Annotated in this window: 17 protein-coding genes; 12 read left to right on the top strand and 5 right to left on the bottom strand. The window is 52.2% G+C overall.

Annotated features, from left to right (window positions below; translation table 11 throughout):
• Positions 1–10: 10 nt before the first annotated feature.
• The 11 genes from ACFKSJ_RS07665 to ACFKSJ_RS07615 all read left to right on the top strand — a co-directional run bounded on the left by ACFKSJ_RS07665 (position 11) and on the right by ACFKSJ_RS07615 (position 10,465).
• Complete coding sequence (locus ACFKSJ_RS07665) at positions 11–280, top strand: hypothetical protein (protein ID WP_440949216.1); 270 nt, start codon at positions 11–13, stop codon at positions 278–280.
• A gap of 333 nt (positions 281–613) precedes the next feature.
• On the top strand, positions 614–736 hold the full coding sequence (locus tag ACFKSJ_RS07660) for a hypothetical protein (protein ID WP_440949215.1): 123 nt from the start codon (positions 614–616) through the stop codon (positions 734–736).
• Complete coding sequence (gene wecB, locus ACFKSJ_RS07655; protein WP_440949214.1) at positions 733–1,896, top strand: non-hydrolyzing UDP-N-acetylglucosamine 2-epimerase; 1,164 nt, start codon at positions 733–735, stop codon at positions 1,894–1,896. Before ACFKSJ_RS07660 ends, wecB begins: the two co-directional genes overlap by 4 nt.
• A 7-nt stretch (positions 1,897–1,903) precedes the next feature.
• Entirely contained in the window at positions 1,904–2,845 is a 942-nt protein-coding gene (locus ACFKSJ_RS07650) for an NAD-dependent epimerase/dehydratase family protein (protein WP_440949213.1), read from the top strand.
• A gap of 3 nt (positions 2,846–2,848) precedes the next feature.
• Positions 2,849–3,928, top strand: coding sequence for an NAD-dependent epimerase/dehydratase family protein (locus tag ACFKSJ_RS07645; RefSeq protein ID WP_440949212.1), 1,080 nt, complete (start codon positions 2,849–2,851; stop codon positions 3,926–3,928).
• Between the two features lie 61 nt (positions 3,929–3,989).
• Positions 3,990–5,180: a glycosyltransferase family 4 protein gene (locus ACFKSJ_RS07640; protein ID WP_440949211.1), complete on the top strand. Its 1,191-nt coding sequence runs from the start codon at positions 3,990–3,992 to the stop codon at positions 5,178–5,180.
• Between the two features lie 95 nt (positions 5,181–5,275).
• Complete coding sequence (locus ACFKSJ_RS07635) at positions 5,276–5,461, top strand: hypothetical protein (RefSeq protein WP_440949210.1); 186 nt, start codon at positions 5,276–5,278, stop codon at positions 5,459–5,461.
• Positions 5,462–5,815: 354 nt separating this feature from the next.
• Complete coding sequence (locus tag ACFKSJ_RS07630; protein WP_440949209.1) at positions 5,816–6,961, top strand: glycosyltransferase family 4 protein; 1,146 nt, start codon at positions 5,816–5,818, stop codon at positions 6,959–6,961.
• A 150-nt stretch (positions 6,962–7,111) separates the two neighbouring features.
• A complete protein-coding gene (locus ACFKSJ_RS07625; RefSeq protein WP_440949208.1) occupies positions 7,112–7,423 on the top strand; it encodes a glycosyltransferase in 312 nt (103 codons plus the stop codon).
• A gap of 62 nt (positions 7,424–7,485) precedes the next feature.
• On the top strand, positions 7,486–8,607 hold the full coding sequence (locus ACFKSJ_RS07620; RefSeq protein WP_440949207.1) for a glycosyltransferase family 4 protein: 1,122 nt from the start codon (positions 7,486–7,488) through the stop codon (positions 8,605–8,607).
• Between the two features lies 1 nt (position 8,608).
• Complete coding sequence (locus ACFKSJ_RS07615; RefSeq protein ID WP_440949206.1) at positions 8,609–10,465, top strand: hypothetical protein; 1,857 nt, start codon at positions 8,609–8,611, stop codon at positions 10,463–10,465.
• Between the two features lie 760 nt (positions 10,466–11,225).
• Here ACFKSJ_RS07615 and ACFKSJ_RS07610 read toward each other — a convergent pair.
• The 5 genes from ACFKSJ_RS07610 to ACFKSJ_RS07590 form a co-directional block, all read right to left on the bottom strand.
• The gene (locus tag ACFKSJ_RS07610; protein WP_440949205.1) at positions 11,226–12,131 is read right to left on the bottom strand and encodes a glycosyltransferase family 2 protein; all 906 of its coding nucleotides are present in this window, start codon (positions 12,129–12,131) and stop codon (positions 11,226–11,228) included.
• Between the two features lies 1 nt (position 12,132).
• Positions 12,133–13,371, bottom strand: a complete 1,239-nt coding sequence (locus ACFKSJ_RS07605) for a polysaccharide pyruvyl transferase family protein (RefSeq protein ID WP_440949204.1) — start codon at positions 13,369–13,371, stop codon at positions 12,133–12,135.
• Entirely contained in the window at positions 13,364–14,743 is a 1,380-nt protein-coding gene (locus ACFKSJ_RS07600) for a Coenzyme F420 hydrogenase/dehydrogenase, beta subunit C-terminal domain (RefSeq protein WP_440949203.1), read from the bottom strand. The genes ACFKSJ_RS07605 and ACFKSJ_RS07600 overlap by 8 nt, the downstream gene beginning before the upstream one ends.
• The gene (locus tag ACFKSJ_RS07595) at positions 14,740–16,308 is read right to left on the bottom strand and encodes an oligosaccharide flippase family protein (RefSeq protein ID WP_440949202.1); all 1,569 of its coding nucleotides are present in this window, start codon (positions 16,306–16,308) and stop codon (positions 14,740–14,742) included. Before ACFKSJ_RS07595 ends, ACFKSJ_RS07600 begins: the two co-directional genes overlap by 4 nt.
• Positions 16,309–16,485: 177 nt before the next feature.
• Positions 16,486–16,713 carry a hypothetical protein gene (locus ACFKSJ_RS07590; protein WP_440949201.1) on the bottom strand — a complete coding sequence of 76 codons (228 nt, stop codon included), beginning with the start codon at positions 16,711–16,713 and terminating at the stop codon, positions 16,486–16,488.
• 41 nt (positions 16,714–16,754) lie between these two features.
• On the opposite strand from ACFKSJ_RS07590, the gene ACFKSJ_RS07585 reads away from it, so the two are divergent.
• Complete coding sequence (locus ACFKSJ_RS07585) at positions 16,755–16,937, top strand: hypothetical protein (protein WP_440949200.1); 183 nt, start codon at positions 16,755–16,757, stop codon at positions 16,935–16,937.
• The last annotated feature ends 196 nt before the right edge of the window (positions 16,938–17,133 follow it).

Genomic DNA, 17,133 nt, shown 5'->3' with positions numbered 1-17,133 from the left:
GATCTCCGCGATGGGCCCTCTGATCCGAATATGGTGGATGGGCCCTGCGGCCCTGCTGTTCGGTCTCTTCGGAGACTGCCCTGAGACGGGCCGGCCGATCGGGGGCCGTGCGCCCCTGCTTTGTGCAGCACGAATGCATCTCTGCCCCCGGTTCAAACCGGTGCGGCTTCCCGGGCTGTATCCGGGAACGGCCACAGGATCTCCGGCCGCCGGCAGGGATGATCCGGTCGCCCGCGGGCGTCCTCCACCCTGCCGGCGGGCAGGCAAGGGAAACGCTTAATTCCCATCGAAAATCACCTATGATCCAGCTGGAGATAATCGGACGCAATAATCGATGTGGAAATTGTTTATATGGCAGTTTCCTCATGATCCCGGATCCCATCCCTGCGGTGTGGATGGGATCCCTTCCATGATCAGTCTTCGTTCGCCTCCCCGGTCGCACTGCGGCCGGCACTGGATCTCCACAAGAATCGTACCCTCTCACCGATATCCGCCCAATCGAGGTATTCAATGCCTGTCACGCTCCCTTCCCCAAAGACGACGCCCCCTGATACAATACCTGTTCCATCACGATCGATCGCCCCTCTCTCCCGGCACGGGGTGATCACTCCCCTTGTACCGTGACCGTCGGATCGGGGTCGTCGTCCCCGCGTACAACGAGGAGCTGCTGACCACGGTGATGGCCGGCGACTCTGTCCTCTCTATCCGCCGGAGCACGTGGGGGTATCCACCATGAGCCTTCCTGCGATGCCTGCCTGCAAAATTGCCATCATCCTCGGCACCAGGCCGGAGATCATCAAGATGTCCCCGATCATCCGTGCATGCGAGGCGCTGGGGGTCGACTACTTCATCCTCCACACCGGCCAGCATTACTCGCACGAGATGGACCGGGCCTTCTTCGAGGAACTCGAACTCCCTGAACCGAAGTACAACCTCGATGTGGGGTCCGGCACCCACGCCGACCAGACCGGTCGGATCATGGCCGGGATCGAGACGGTCCTGATGGAGGAGAAGCCGGAGATCGTCCTCGTCCAGGGCGACACCAACACGGTTCTCGCCGGGGCGCTGGCCGCCACGAAGCTCCAGATCAGGGTCGGCCATGTCGAGGCCGGCCTCCGGTCCTTCGACCGGACGATGCCCGAGGAGATCAACCGGGTGGTCGCCGATCATCTCTCCTATCATCTCTTTGCTCCCACCGAGACGGCACGGCAGAACCTCCTCCTGGAGGGTGTTGAGGATACCAGGATCTGCGTGACCGGCAACACCATCGTCGACGCCGTCTTCCAGAACCAGGAGTTGTCGAAGAAGAAGGCAACCATCCTCAAAGACCTCGGGTTGAAGCCCGGGGAGTACTTCCTCGTCACCTCCCACCGGCAGGAGAACGTCGACTCTCCTGAAACCCTGCGTTCGATCATCACCGGGCTTGCGGCGATTCACCGGGAGTACTCGCGTCCCATCATCTTCCCGATGCATCCCCGCACCCGGAAGACGGTCGAGCAGTTCGCAATCCCGCTGGACGGGATCACCGTCATCGAGCCCGTCGGGTTCCTCGACTTCTTACAGCTCGAGTCCAGCGCCTGCCTTGTCCTGACCGACTCCGGCGGCGTGCAGGAGGAGACCTGCATCCTGGGCGTCCCCTGCGTGACCCTGCGGGAGAACACCGAGCGGCCGGAGACGATCGAGGTGGGGTCGAATCTGCTGGCCAGTACCGTGGCCGGCGAGGTCCTGGCCTCTGTTCGGCAGATGCTCTCCCGGCCCAGGACCTGGAAGAACCCGTATGGGGACGGTATGGCGGGTCGACTCATTATCTCTCTCTGCAACGGCATGGCGGGCGGACTCACTGTCACGGTGGGGACCACTCTACCGTTGCACAACGATTATTCATTAATTCGGTGAGATGCACATGGAAACACACAGCATTCTTGTAACTGGCGGCGCCGGCTTCATCGGCACCAATCTTGTCAACGAACTCCGCAGTCGGGGTCATGAGGTCGTCGCACTCGACCTCCTGAACAATGATCGGGAGCACTACATCCGTGCGGATACGAAGAATTACCGGCAGCTGGAGCGGGTCTTCGATCGTTCAGAGTTTGATTATGTCTACCACCTCGCCGCAGAGTACGGCCGCTGGAATGGTGAGGACTACTATGAGAACCTCTGGCAGACCAACGCGATTGGGACCAAGCATATGCTCCGTCTCCAGGAGAAGCTGAAGTTCCGGATGATCTTCTTCTCCAGCGCCGAGGTCTACGGCGATTATACCGGCATCATGTCCGAGGACGTGATGACGGGCAATCCAATCGGGGATACCTACCAGATGAACGATTACGCCATCACCAAGTGGGCAGGCGAACTGATGTGTATGAACTCGGCCACGATGTTCGGCACCGAGACGGTCTGCGTCCGGCCGGTGAACTGCTATGGGCCGCATGAGCACTATACTCCCTACCGCGGCTTCATCCCGAAGTTCATCTACCACGCCCTCTTCAACAAACCCTATACTGTCTTCAAAGGGCACAAGCGGATCATCGACTTCGTCGAGGACTCCTGCAGGACCTGGGCCAACATCGTCGACAACTTCATTCCCGGAGAGGTCTACAACGTCGGCGGCCGGCAGGAATGGGAACGGGATATCAAGGAGTACTCAGATATTATTCTCAAAGCCGTCGGCAGGGACGACTCGCTCGTCACCTACGAAGAGGCCGAGCCGTTCACGACGAAGGTCAAGACGATGGACTTCACCAAGGCGGTCCGTGACCTCAAGCATAACCCCGCCGTGACACCGGAAGAGGGGATCCGGAGGACGGTCGAGTGGATGAAGAACTATTACCGGATCGAGGAGTAGACAATGACAGACTTTCATGATTTTTTCCAGGAGAAGACGATCCTCGTCACTGGGGGGGCCGGCGCGATCGGCGGGAACCTTGTACGGCGACTGAACGACCTCGGAGCCAAAAAGATCCTGATCCTCGACAGCCTCTCGTCCTCCTATGAATGGAACATGGCGGCGGGAGACCGGATCCAGTTCATCGAGGGGGATATCCTCGACGAGGAGAAGCTGCGGTGGACGTTCAAGCAGAAGCCTGACATCGTCTACCACCTCGCGGCCCACTTCGCGAACCAGAACTCGGTCGACAACCCCGAGACCGATCTGATGGTCAACGGTATCGGGATCCTGAAGGTTCTCCAGTACGCCCAGATGGTCGGCGTCGAGCGGTTCGTCTACTCCTCGTCAGGCTGCGGGGTCTACGGCCTCGAGTCGAAGATGCCGTTTAAAGAGCACGACGTCTCGATCCACCTCCACACCCCCTACCAGGTCACCAAACTGCTCGGAGAACTGTACACCAACTACTTCCACAGCATGTACGACCTCCCGATCGTGAACGCCCGGTTCTTCAACTCCTATGGGCCCGGGGAGGTCCCCGGCCGGTACCGGAACGTGATCCCGAACTTCTTCTACTGGGCGATGAAGGGGCTGCCCCTGCCGATCACCGGTGAAGGGACCGAGACCCGCGACTGGACCTATGTCGGCGATATCGTGAATGGTCTGTTATTGATGGCCTACCGGGACGAGGCCGTCGGCGAGGCGTTCAACCTCGGGAACGGGGAGGAGCAGCGGGTGATCGATATGGCGAACACGGTGAACGCCCTGACCGGGAATGAAGCCGGGATCAACTTCACCCCGCGCCGGGACTGGGACGTGAAGACGCGGCTCCTCTCCTGTATCGACAAATCACGCACCCTCCTCGGGTACGAGCCGCAGACGACCTTCTCGAAGGGTCTGGAGAATACGTACGACTGGTTTGCCGAGAACTGGGAGAGGATCGATACGCACGCAGAGTTCCCCCAGGTTCGTAGAGATGTAAAAGATGTGCAGGATCAGGGTGTTCCCATCAAAACCCCGGATTGTGTCAAATTTCGGGCCTGAGGGGGACTCGTCTCCCTCCACCCAGTAAGATTTTGTACCACCCACACTCGAGGCCGGCTGCATGAAGATCTTCGTTGTCCAGGAGTCGAATTGGATCGCCCGCGGTCCCCACCAGAGTCACCACCTTCTGGAACGGCTCGTTCAGCGGGGGCACGAGACACGGGTGATCGACTTCGACATCCTCTGGCGGAAGAAAGAGGAGCGGAAGATCATCCTGACGAGGACTGTCCGGACTGCCCAACCCAAGGCGGTCCCCGGCGCCGATATCACGGTCATCCGGCCGTCGATCATCCAGGCCCCGGTTCTGGAATATGTCTCCCTGCTCTACACCCACAGGAAGGAGATCATCCGGCAGCTCGACGAGTTCAAGCCTGACGTCGTGCTCGGGTTCGGGATCCTGAACGCACGGATGGCCATCGCCCTCTGCCATCAGCGTGGCATCCCTTTCGTTTATTACTGTATCGATGAGCTCCACCGGCTCGTGCCGCAGCGGCCCTTCCGGCGGCTTGCATGCGCCGTCGAGCGGAGCAACTACGCCTCGGCCGACCTCGTCCTCTCCATCAACGAAGGACTCCGGGACTACACCATCGGGATGGGGGCCCCCCGCACGAAGACCCAGGTGATTCGGGCCGGCGTCGACCTCGCGTGGTTCAGTGCTGCCGACCGGGAGAAGAAACGACAGGAACTCGGCCTCGGCGATGGCGACCTCGTCCTCTTCTTCATGGGCTGGCTCTACGACTTCTCCGGGTTGAAGGAGGTGATCGACGGGCTGATCAAGCGGCGGGATCTGCCCAACCTGAAACTGCTCGTTGTCGGGAACGGGGACCTCTGGGATTACATCCAGGAGATCAAAGCGATCGACGGGATGGACGAGCGGGTGATCACCGTCGGCTGGCAGCCCTACGAGACGATCCCTGATTTCATCGCGGCCGGCGATATCTGTCTCCTCCCTGCGCAGAAGAACGAGATCATGCAGAACATCGTGCCGATCAAGATGTACGAGTACATGGCAGCCGGCAAGCCGGTGATCGCCACCAGCCTCTCCGGTCTGAAGAAGGAGTTCGGGGCCGGCAACGGCGTCGTCTACATCGACTCCCCCGGGGAGGCGGTGACGATGGCTATCGAGCTTGCGAATAATGGTACGTGCGAGGGGTATGGGAGGCAGTCCCGTCTCTTCGTCGAACCGAATGACTGGGAGACTATCACTGATTGTTTTGAGAAGTCGTTGGAGTTGATTATCCGTGCAACCTGACTATCGTGCATTTTTTGCTAGAGTCACTGATTTGAAAGAGAAAGTTTTCAACAGTCTGGACTTTATCAAATGGAAGGATCAATCAGGAGAGGAACATGGCTCAGGGAAAGAACGTCGTTGCGTACGAACAGGTATTCTACATCCTTGCCGGCGATGTTACCTTTTCCAAGAGGCCGTCTCCTTCGATGGGTGAAGATGTACAGGGGTTTAAGCATCTTGGATTGTGGCCATTCCGGGAATTCAATCTTAATGTTTTTATGGGCATCGGGGGAAGCGTTTGATGCCCTTATGGATCTCGCATCCGAAGCAGTCAAGGATTTCTGCTGCAGGAGTATGATTTGCCTAAATATCACCCTAAAGTCGCACACGATCATCAGTGCTTCAGCAACATTAGTTATTCCAAACTGCGAGGACGAGGCAATAGAAACTTATTATTGGGTATTATCATCTATTGAGGATTACACAAATATGTGGAAGTGTGCCTTGAAACGGGTCCTTAAGGATCATACATACAATCACTATGCTGAGGAATTTGTCGGTGTTTTTGAAAATTGCGCGACTCGCTCTAAACGGACAGATAAGCCATTATATTCCGGCAATATTGCTGGAATGTGTAGTAATATTTCGTGATTTTCATGCATGTAGTATATTTGTATCCACATTTCACCTATCCTGGTGGAGCAGGGATTGTTGTTCTTGAGACCGCAAAACGATTAGTAGCGCGGGGAGTAAAGGTTTCTATTATTTCTCAGAGTGGATTTCCGGATTTACCACAGAAATATCCTGGGATTCATTTTGTTTTTGTCGGTGGCTCCCTCCCAAATACGATCTCTTACTGGGTGAATTGCCTTGGGATCTACAAAAAAGTTGAAAGGATTATCGATGAAATCCATCCAGATATCATCTTTCCCCATGTATTCCCGGCAAGTTACTGGGGATTTTTATACAAGAAACATAACCCAGATATCCCGTGTATATGGTTCTGTCATGAACCAAGTTCCTTTGTCCATGATCAGCGGGTGATTGATGGGTTACCATTTCCTATGCGTTTTTTTGCCCAATTATCGAACCCTGTGATGAAAAAAATTGATAATTATCTTGTCCCTCAAGCTGATTATGTCCTGGTTAATAGCAGGTTCACTGCGGAGCGGTGCAGAGAGGTTTATGGTATCTCTAAAGTCGAAGTGATTTATCCAGGGGTGGATATTTCGGAGTTCCCTGTACATCCTGCAGAAAAAGAGGAATATATCCTCTGTGTTTCACAATTAACGAGTTTTAAACGAATTGATCTGGTATTAGACGCGTTATTCCTCTTAAAACAGAAGGGAATCAACAAAAAATTAGTAATTGTTGGTGATGGTGAGGAGAAAGGAAAACTCATAGAGCAGAGCCTAGAATTGGGCCTGACAGATATTGTCACCTTTACCGGAAAGATAAGTAGAGATCTTTTAATCTCATACTATGCAAGGGCTCAGTGTGTTGTTTTCCCCAGTATCAATGAACCATTTGGGCTTGTTCCTATTGAGGCCCAGGCTGCATGGACACCTGTCATTGCAGCAAGGAGTGGTGGGCCAATGGAGAGTGTGGTTGATAGCAAATCTGGATTTCTGGTAAAACCTGATTCTGTGGATGAAATAGTGGATAAACTGCTGTATATTTCCCAGAACGGAGATGTTGCAGAGTCGATGGGCATTTATGCACGAAAAAATGTATCCTCTGCTTTCTCATGGGAGAAAGCAAGTGAACAACTCATGGAGGTTTTTACTCGCTATGCCTCTTAATCTTCTTTTTACAGTCTCGGAAAGGCAATGTGTACCTCAGAGGATGATAGATAGCACGCGCTTATCGAAAACAGGAAAATGGTTGGGGTGGTGGAGATCTGTTGAGGAGTTCCTTGCAAGAGAGCGTTGTGAAACAGGTCGGAGGGATGTATGCGGGTTGCGTTTGTCACGTTTGAGTATCCGCCGTTTGTCATCGGGGGTGCCGGCGTCTATGCAGCGCATCTTACAGAAGAACTTGCAAAGCTGGGCCATCAGGTCGTTGTGTTCACTCCTGCGATAGACGACACCGAACACCTGCCTTATGATAATCTCAAAATCTGGCCAGTCCCAGTACGCGAAACGATTCCATTCAAAGCGCTACAGTTCTGGATTCATTTGCCCGGAGAGATTAAGAAGGCCGAGAATGAACAGGAATGGAAAAGTAAGGATTTTCATTGTAGTTTTAAGAATGACCCTAATTAGAAAATTGGTGTAGAATGTCAACTAATTATAATGTCAATCTCAAAAAATGGAGTTGAAAAGTCATGGGTAACTGCAATATTGGAATAGTTACTTTTCCAATTGGAAAGTCAAACGAAATTCCATTATACAACCTAACAACTATAGTCAATTGCCTTGCAAATCAGGTCTACATTATAACAGGGAATGCAGGGATAGACGTTGCCCAGATGTTAAAAGACTCTCACTTTGAGTTAATATATCATATTTCTGGCTCGAATGCAATCACTAGAATCTACAACTATGCCAAGACCCAAGTGACTATAACCTTCCACATGATGAAATTGTCAAAGAATGTTGATATCTGGATATTCCCGATTGGTGGAGAAGCTTTGCTGCCGTGCGTATTTCTTGCAAAGATCCTGCGGAAACCTGTTATTATGTCATTAACTTCATCAACTGAATCTATGATGAAGTACCAGCAAACCCTCCTCACACCGATTGTTGTATTTTTTGCCAAATTCAACTATTTTCTTGCGTCTAAAATCATTCTTTACTCGCCCGCTCTTATCTCGGAGTGGAACCTCGAAAAATATCGCCAAAAAATCCTCATCGCCTACGAGCACTTCCTTGATTTCAATGTCTTCTCTGTCACTATCCCCCTGTCTGACCGGCCCCCCCTCATCGGCTATATTGGCCGGCTGAGCAAGGAAAAAGGCGTCCAGAACTTTGCTCAAGCTCTCCCTGCTATCTTCAGTAGCCAGCGAGGCCTTCGTGTGCTCATCGGTGGAGATGGGCAGTTGAAGGAGACGATCGTGGCTTCCCTGCAGGAAGGGGGAATCACCACCTGCGTCGACCTCCCTGGCTGGATCTCTCACGACGACCTTCCCCCATACCTGAACCAACTGCGCCTCCTCGTCCTCCCCTCCTACACCGAGGGGCTCCCGAACATCATGCTCGAAGCGATGGCCTGCGGTACGCCGGTGCTCGCGACCCCTGTCGGGGTGATACCGGATGTTATAATAGATGGCAAGACAGGATTTATTATGGAGAATAACTCCCCTGAGTGCATCGCGATGAACGTGATCCGGGCCTTGAACTCTCAGGAACTGGAGCAGATCGCGGATAGTGGGAAGCGTTTTGTGGAGGAAAATTTCACGTTCGAGCGCGTGGTTGCCCAGTGGAAGGAAGTGCTTGAAGAGATATAATATGGGATTAAACGACTCGTTTCTTCTGCGTGATCTGGATAAAACGCTTGCCATTGCAGGGGTAATCCTCTCACTAGTACTGATCATCTATATGGGGCAGGAGATCGGCCGGGTGGTTTATCAACTCGCCGGGGTTCTGGCCCTTGGCTCCTGCCTCTTGTGGTTGCTGATCCGGAAAAACAACCCCATCGAATTTCATCTTCCTGAGTCTAGAGCCATGACTACCTTCTGGGAGATCTGTTTTTTTGGGCTCTACACCCTTAGCGTTCTTTCATTACATTTTCGACCAAATCTCTATGAGCGTCCTCTCCTTTATTTTATTTTGATGGTATTCATGGCAGGCTTTATTGCCTGTGAGATCTTCATGTCGGGTAGGCGACATGCTGGTCTCATCCTCATCCAGATTATGCTTTTAGGGGTGAGCATCGCTTGGTCCCAACTCCTAATCTTCCCGGGTCTGATTGGGGTCGATCCCATGTATCATTTCGCTTTTACTAACGAAATTCTCGATAAAGGCTACATTCCTGACGGATTTGTATACTCAAAGTTACCCCTTTTCCATCTCCTAGTCGCTACAACCTCACTCGTTACCGGCTTTACTTACAAGTTTGCAGCAATGGTTTCGGTGAGCCTAGGTCAGGTCATTTGCAATGTAGTATTTGTATTCCTTATTGCCAACCGCTTGTTTAAGAACCATCGGGTAGGGTTGCTGGCCACACTCTTGGTAATTATTTCAAACTATCACATATTCATGTCTTATTGGTCCATCCCAAATGCTTTTGCTGCTATATTTATCCCGATTGCTCTCTACCTGATCTTCTTCAGATTAAGGGGTAGTTCCCCCTTTCCGTCTGTGCTACTCTGTATCATGGTATTAGCCACAATCATCCTGACACATACCATTACAGCTATGTGCATGGCTATAATCCTCTTTGTCGCCTGGAGTGCGCTTGCCATTTATTGGTGGGTTTATCATTCAAGAGTAGAGAATAATATATCTTTATCAGTTCCGATCGTATTTATTACGGCGATGTTTGCTTGGTGGACATATGCTTCTGAAGGTGTAGTAATATTAGGTAACTTCATTAAGTTGGGGTTTATCTCAGATATTTTCACGAGTACCCCTGTACAGTTTCAGAATTATGCAGTCGCTGCCCCCCTTGGGGAGCAATTGTTCAATAACTTCGGAGTTTTCCTGTTCTTCATATTTTCGTTCACTGGTATCTTTTATATGATCTCCCGGAAAGGGAGCGACTTGACATTTGCCCTGGCCTGGGTTGGAATGGCCCCCCTTGCATTTGGTTTTTTTTCGCTCATCACTGGGCACCCTGATATTGAGGCTAGGTGGTGGTTTTACGCCCAGATTCTCCTGAGCATCCCGCTGGCAGTTGCTATTTACACCATCGGGACATTGAAAATAAGAAAACCTATTTTATTCTACTGCTTTGTCTTTGGATTTGTTGTCGTCTTAAGTTTCTTCATGATCATGAGTCCACCAGCGAATACAGATAATTCAATGTTTTCACCTAATTCAAACTGGAGAGCAGCACCCATTGAGTCCGAACTACAGGCTAGAACAATCCTAGATCATTATTATGGCATAATTAAATCCGATAGTTTTTTCGCATATTATCTAGGTTACTTAGGTTATAATATCAAATCGTTTGATAAAGAAATTGGAGATCAAAATATTCTGAGAATGAAGGGTGATTTGATCCTCATCAGAGATACAATCCTCACAGGTCCGTTAATGTTTTTCACTAACACTTATGAACCAGATTATATCCAGGATGATTTAATAAATGCCGCTGGTTTCAATCGAGTTTATGATAGTGGCTCAGTGTTTGCGTATCAGTGATATGAAGATCATCTAAATAACTCCAATTCGGGAGATTTTTTTAAATTTTCTCGTTTCTTGCTGTGTTGCTGACATTCCTCAAAAATTTTTCAGCCGATAATGTTTTTCACATTCTGGCCCAAGCAGCCCCAGAATCTCATTCAAGACGCCATTGAGGGCCACTATCATTTTCTAGATATCGTCCCTCCATGAGTATATCAGGACTTCGACTGCTCGGAAGAGAAAGAAGAGCCTCTTGAGGGTTGGCTTTTTGTACATCTACACCGCATACACAGTTGTAGTGGGGTTGCATCGTAATGCCTCATGGTGTGGGTAGGACATTATTCCTCGAAGGTAATTTAATATCCGCGTTCCATGACGCATGTATGCTTCGATGAGTTAATGGCTTGACTAGTTTTCATGCCGGGATCTCTGTCCCAAAATTCGTAGAGTCTTGCCTACCCACATTATTACAACATGCTGAGGAGGGTATTCAATTTTCATCTTGCATGCTTGTGGCCTTCGGCATCGTGTCTGTTACTGCGGAAAGACAGATCCAGAGCCACTACCGAAAATAGCCAGTTAAACTTGGGATAATTAGGTGAAATAAATCCAATTCGAGCCAATATTGAGTTATGCAACACAGCACTTTCCACAGAAAATTCAATCCCACTCTGACAATAGATTACCTGACATTCGCATCTTAAATATTAACGAACTGTTGAGGCTGGATACTGGATCATTGGATTTTACATCACTTTCGATCCGCTACCGAAGTAAGTTATCTAATTACTAATAATATCAATGAACAGATTATTAAATATATATTTCTTGGCTCGAATATATGCCATCCGCAGGATCGAAGATTAACTAAAGCATAATGATAATTTCTACACCGAATGTTTCTGCATCCAACTTCTATATATAATGTAATAATATACCTCTCTAAATCTCTGACAATTGATGGAGATAATGTTTCCGTACTCAAATTATTTTTTGCATAATTGATAAATGGGTGCTCTTTTATGGGCAACAATTGATCACTGGCGCTTCCTTTTACCGAATGATATTTTACTTCCCCGTTCCAACTAAAGGCAATATTGTAACGTAATGCAATTTTTCCCCAAACACATTCGTCTTCAAATTGCTTGATTCCCAGAGGAAATCCTCCAATGCTCAATATTGCATCTTTTTTAATTCCAACAGATGATGATGTTAAGAGAGTTGACCCATTCTTTGCAATTATTGTAAAATAATTAATTATTATTCCATCCCAAGGCGGTTTGGGAATCCCCTTTATCTCAAATGTCTGCTTTTTGTAATTTTCGACACGGGAGCAACTTGTTGAGAAGAGAGCACAGGTTGGGTATTTTAAACTAAGATCAATTAAAATTTCTAAATGGTTTTGTGACCATTCATCATCTGCATCTAATAATGCAATGAAATTATATCTGGATGCGGTAATACCTCGATTCCTTGCCGCCGAGACCCCCTGGTTCTCCTGCTGGATCAGCCTGATCCGTGGGTCTTCAAATCCCCTGACGACCGCCGCTCCGTCATCTGTGGAGCCGTCGTCGACGACGATCACTTCAAAGTCCTGGAAAGTCTGAGTGAAGATTGAGTTCAGCGCACGGGCAATGTAGGGGCCTTTGTTGTAGAGGGGGATGACGACTGAAACCACTGGCATATCAGTTCTCTCTGATGAGTTGTTTCAATCCTTTTCCAGCATGCATCGCTGATCTCTGGATCCCCTGGATCCGCTCACGCAGATCCATCCTGATCGAGGTCTCCTGGTTCAGCATAGATATGATCCGGTCGGCAACTATCTTTGCATCTAGATCCTTGGGATCCATACAGTAAGCATTATGGCCGAAAAAATCCCGGTTGATCCCCTGGGCCTTGATGCTGTAAGCAAAACTCAGGGTCGGCACACCTGATGAAAGGGCAGCGATGGTCGCGTGCGTCCGTGCCCCAGCAAAGACCGCCATTTGGCTGATGATCCACTTCGTCTCCGCAGCGGTGTATCGGGGGGATACCAGTGTTATGTTTTCATTCTTTCCGGGTATCAGGGATAGTGCTTTCTGCATGAAGGTATGGTCATTTGAGTCAGGATTTGTTACGTGGGGGATCAGGAAGACCTCCCTCTCCGTTTTCTTCGCGACCTCTGCGATGATCACTGCCGCCATTGTTGTCCACTGTTCAAGATCACCGCCTGTGACGAACTTCGCCATCAACGGGCTGAGGTTGAGACCGATCGCGCCCGCCTCGATAGGTATTTCTTCCTCGGGCTTTACCGGATCCATCAGAAATGCCGGGTCAGCGACTGGATACACATTCCTACTCACCCCGATGCTCTCCAGGTATTCAACAGTGACCGACTCACGGGCAAAGATTCCTGTGACCTTCTGGAGATGATTGCTCATATACAGTTCATAGTCTGGCAATGCACTGAACGGACCGACCGAAGCACCCCAGATCGCCAGAATCTTTTCATGTGCCAGCACGAGGTCGTCGAGGGAGGTGAACAGGGTTGGCACCCCATAGTCAAGGGAATAGTTGTCCCCACCGACAGAGAGGACGGCGCTGGCCCCACCAAGATGTGGGATCATGTTAGTATAATTGAATGCATCACGGTTAAAACTGTATTGAAAGACCTTGCGCCAGGTTTCAGGTTTCCAGATATTCTGGATCACCCCTTTTTTACTGAGAGTACTGGAGGGGGCGAAGTGAACGATCGCCCTATCTGTCTCCCGAAGACACTGCTCTTGATATTGCCCCTCGGAACGAAAGTGACTGATACAGATGAAACGCGGGTCTTTAAAGTGCTCCCTGAGGATCTTTGTCGTTCCCCGCACGATCGCCTCGCACCCTCGATTTGCGTAGGGTCCGTTTCCGGCCAGAATAAACAGCGGTCTATCGTCATCCATAATAAGTGCCCCGGACCTTTCTCTGAATATACCGAATTGTTCTCACCGGGAACGTAATAACCTCTGATATCTGTCTACCAGCCGCCAGCCGACTCAGGTTCGGCTGCATTGCCTCTCTGAAGTATTGCATGTCAAACTCTCCGGAGTTCCAGAGGTTCCTGCTCGCAACCTGCATCTTATTCTTCAGGACGATCTCCTGCCGCTGGAAGGGATTCTTCGGCCTCTCCGGTGCCACCCGCTTCGCCGGCACTTCCCGTCCCGTTTGCTCGTCGAGGTACAGCCGGTACGCCAGGTGCCGGCGTTTGACCGCCACAACCCCGCCCTGGCTCTGCACCACCAGCTCGACCGGAATCGGATTGAGACAGATTCCCTGCCCCCGTGCAATTACCTCCTGCACCTGGGGGGACCGGACCAGCACAAGGCTCGTCCCCTTGCTATCCATCGAATACTCCGGGAGCCAGGCGTCCATGCAGGTGACATCTGCACACTCGGCAAAGATGTCGTCGCAGTAGTTGCAGGCCTTCGGGGTGAACCACCGGTTATTCCAGGCCTCGCCGATCCCCTCATTCCAGTAGATCCTCCGCTCCTCGCCTTCTGTGGTCGTGAAAGCGTAGTGATAATTATTAGCCGGGTGGTCAGAACTCTTCCCGCGGTAACACACCCCCGTCACCTCCCCCTGAACCCCCGCGAGGGCGGCGATGTAGTCGGTGAAGTGCCGGCTCTTCAGCTGCCCGCAGGTGAGGCCGATGGTGACAACGATCCGCTCCTGTAACTTTGCATTCCTCTGCTGCGCAAGCCGGATAGCCTTGATGAAGCATGGGAGGCCGGTGACGGCGTACCGTCCGGGTGTTTCGAGGATATGCCTGATGACCGCCGACATCTCCACCGGGTAGTAGGCCGAGCCGGCTCCGTTCCGCACGTCCTCACCAGTGTCGAAGACCCGGAAGGCGAAGAGTTTCTCCGGGTCGCCAGTTGGGGTGACGCAGACGACATGGTCGACGACACCCTCGGTGAGCAGCGCCTCCAGAAGCCAGGTCGCCACCCCCCCCGAGGCACTGGTCTGGCGGTGCCTCTCCGAGTACCCGACATAGGTGGCGAGGTGATAGCCGGTCTCCGGACGGTGGCTGATCCCTGGAACTCCACCATAGAGTTCTTTCCCAATCGTGTCCTCGTTCTCGCCCGTATCGGCGAAGGGGCAGACCTTCAGGCAGAGGCCGCACGCTGTGGTGCACGGCGTCACCTCTATCGGGTTGTACTCGCCGTACCGGTTCCACTGCATCGCCAGTTCTCCCGCCGGACAGAGGGCGGCACAGAGGCCGCAGCCGATGCAGAGTTCGTTTTCAACAACTGTGGTTATAACAGAGGATCTCATAGGACAAACTTCCTGAGGTTTTCGGGGAGATAGGACCCAAACAACCCGCGTTCAAATGTCGACAGGCCGAACGTCCATACAAGGACTAGGTATCCCAGGGCAAGAGCTCCCCCGGTGATGATGAGTGGGATCAGGGCGGCGAGTGGGAAGAACATTCCCAGGGCAGTCGCCAGAACCCCGATGGTGATGGCGGCGGCAATCCCGGGGAGCATCGACCGGGTGAAGGTGTGTGCCCCGGTGCCAAGGACACGGGTTGCATACCAGGGGGTGAAGAGGGCGTTCTTCAGGGTGAGGATGATCGCACCTGCGACCGCCACCCCGTAGTAGCCCCAGCCGGTAAAGAGGGCGAGAGCAACCGCAAGGGCGAAGTTCCCGATCCCCATAAAAAAGGTTACGATCCCTGGTACCCGCACCTGGTTATAGGCCACATTGATCGAGAAGAGGGGCAGCACGGCAAGGTTTACTGCGAGGTGCACCGTCAGGAGGATCATGAGGGGGGCGAGGAATACGTAATCTTTGCCAACCCATACGGTGAGGAGCTGTGGACCAAAACCGCACACAAGCCCGATTGGGAGGGCCATGGCGATACCCATCAGTTTGACAGCACTCTTCGTGACCCGGATCAGAGTTTCGGTCTGCTCCCGGGCATAGTAAGTGAGGACCATCGGGGTCAGCACCCCGGCGAGCACCCCTGAGATCGACCGCAGAAGCACCACCCACTGGAGGGCGATCGCATACTCGCCGGCCGACGTCGCACCGAAGAGCAGGTTCACGACGATGAGGTCGATCTGGAGGAAGAGGAGGGAGCCGACCTGGTTGATCACCACCCACCACCCCATCCCACAGAGATCCCTGACCCTCCTGCGGTCGAAGGAGCGGAGCGACAGGATGAGATGCGGGCAGACTTGCCGTGCGAGGACGATTGAGACCACCGAGGCCACGACAGCCCCGGCCAGGTACGCCCCGCCGATGAAGGCAAGGTCAGGGCCGAACAGCGTGAAGAGGATGACAATTAATCCAATCTGGACAAGGATGTTTGCGAGGTCGACGAGGTTCTGGAGGTCGAGGCGGTTATAGGCGAAGAGCTGCACCGTGAAGCTCCCACTCCAGGACCTGATCAGGAAGGCGGCAGAGACTCCGAGGAAGAGGAGGACTGCACCGCTCTCCTGGCCGGCCGGGACATGGAAGATGGAAGGAACAAACCAGGCGACCGCGACGACGACCGGCACCATCAGAAGGATGACAGCCGAGATCCCGAAGAGAGCGGTATTGAACGTCCGGTTTGCAGCTGCGTAGTCCTCTCGCTGGAGGTCGACGGTGAGGTACCGTGTGACAGCGGTGTTGAGCGACTGGACGACGATCGCCACATATCCGGTGATCGAGGTAGCCAGTGGGATGAGGCCATAGGCCGCGACCCCGAGGGTCGAGATGAAGTACGGAACCAGGAGAATGCCGATGACGATGTTCACCAGGAAGTAGGCAATGTTTGCCGCGAGGTTCTTCGGGAGCTGGGCGGCAAACCGGCTGTTGGTTGTATCCTTTTCAATGGGTGAGTTAAGGGTCATGGAGTCATAAAACTGGTTATTTTTTTACTGCTTATACAATCAAAATTTTATTATTGAATCAGTTGATACATCATCTGGATTAAATGGATTGTATTGGCATACTCAATTTTATTATGTCCCTATTCGTGATTGCGAGTATAGTCAGATACCTACACTGAGAACCTCTACATCTGTGAATCATCCATTTATTTTTTGAGCATTTAGATTATGTGATGCTATTATTGACTGCACCATTCCGGTTCTGTCACAGACTCCGATAAGCCAAAGATTGATCTCTTCAGAGCGTGGGATTCTGAAATCCTTATTCTCAGGGCGTATCCATGTCAGGAGCACTCGAGGTCTGGTTATCTTCTCCCCTCTCGGAATGATGTCCCATATAATCCCCTCACTCACCCCGTCACGCATGCCCGACCCCTCTATCCCCCCCCATCGATAGGTGAGATCGTATGCAGAGTCTCCTCCTCACCCCCTGTACCCTCGCCACCCCAGCCGGCACCATCACCGTCGAGTCCGACCCGACCGGGTCGTCGACAGGGGATCCCAATCCAACTGCACGACCTCCCGAACAGCACCGCCTCCTCCCTCAAACCGGACGGGGGTCCGCGGCGACGGACCGGCCGGCCCCCTGAGCAGCACCGAGGGGACGCCGGCCCCCTCGAGCGCATCGACGACGGCCAGGATCTGCCGGCCGGGCCAGCTCCCAGGACCCGTCCTGGATAAAACCACCGTTACCCTTAATAATGCCGGCCCAAATTCGAGATCGTGCTGATCTGATCCGCACACTTTTTGCCGGTTTTTTGGAATATCGGTCTCGCCGGCCCGGGC

Source organism: Methanosphaerula subterraneus (assembly GCF_052055875.1).
Classification (GTDB): domain Archaea; phylum Halobacteriota; class Methanomicrobia; order Methanomicrobiales; family Methanospirillaceae; genus Methanosphaerula; species Methanosphaerula subterraneus.
Note: the sequence above shows the minus strand (reverse complement) of the source record. Positions and strands in the feature narration are given on the sequence as shown.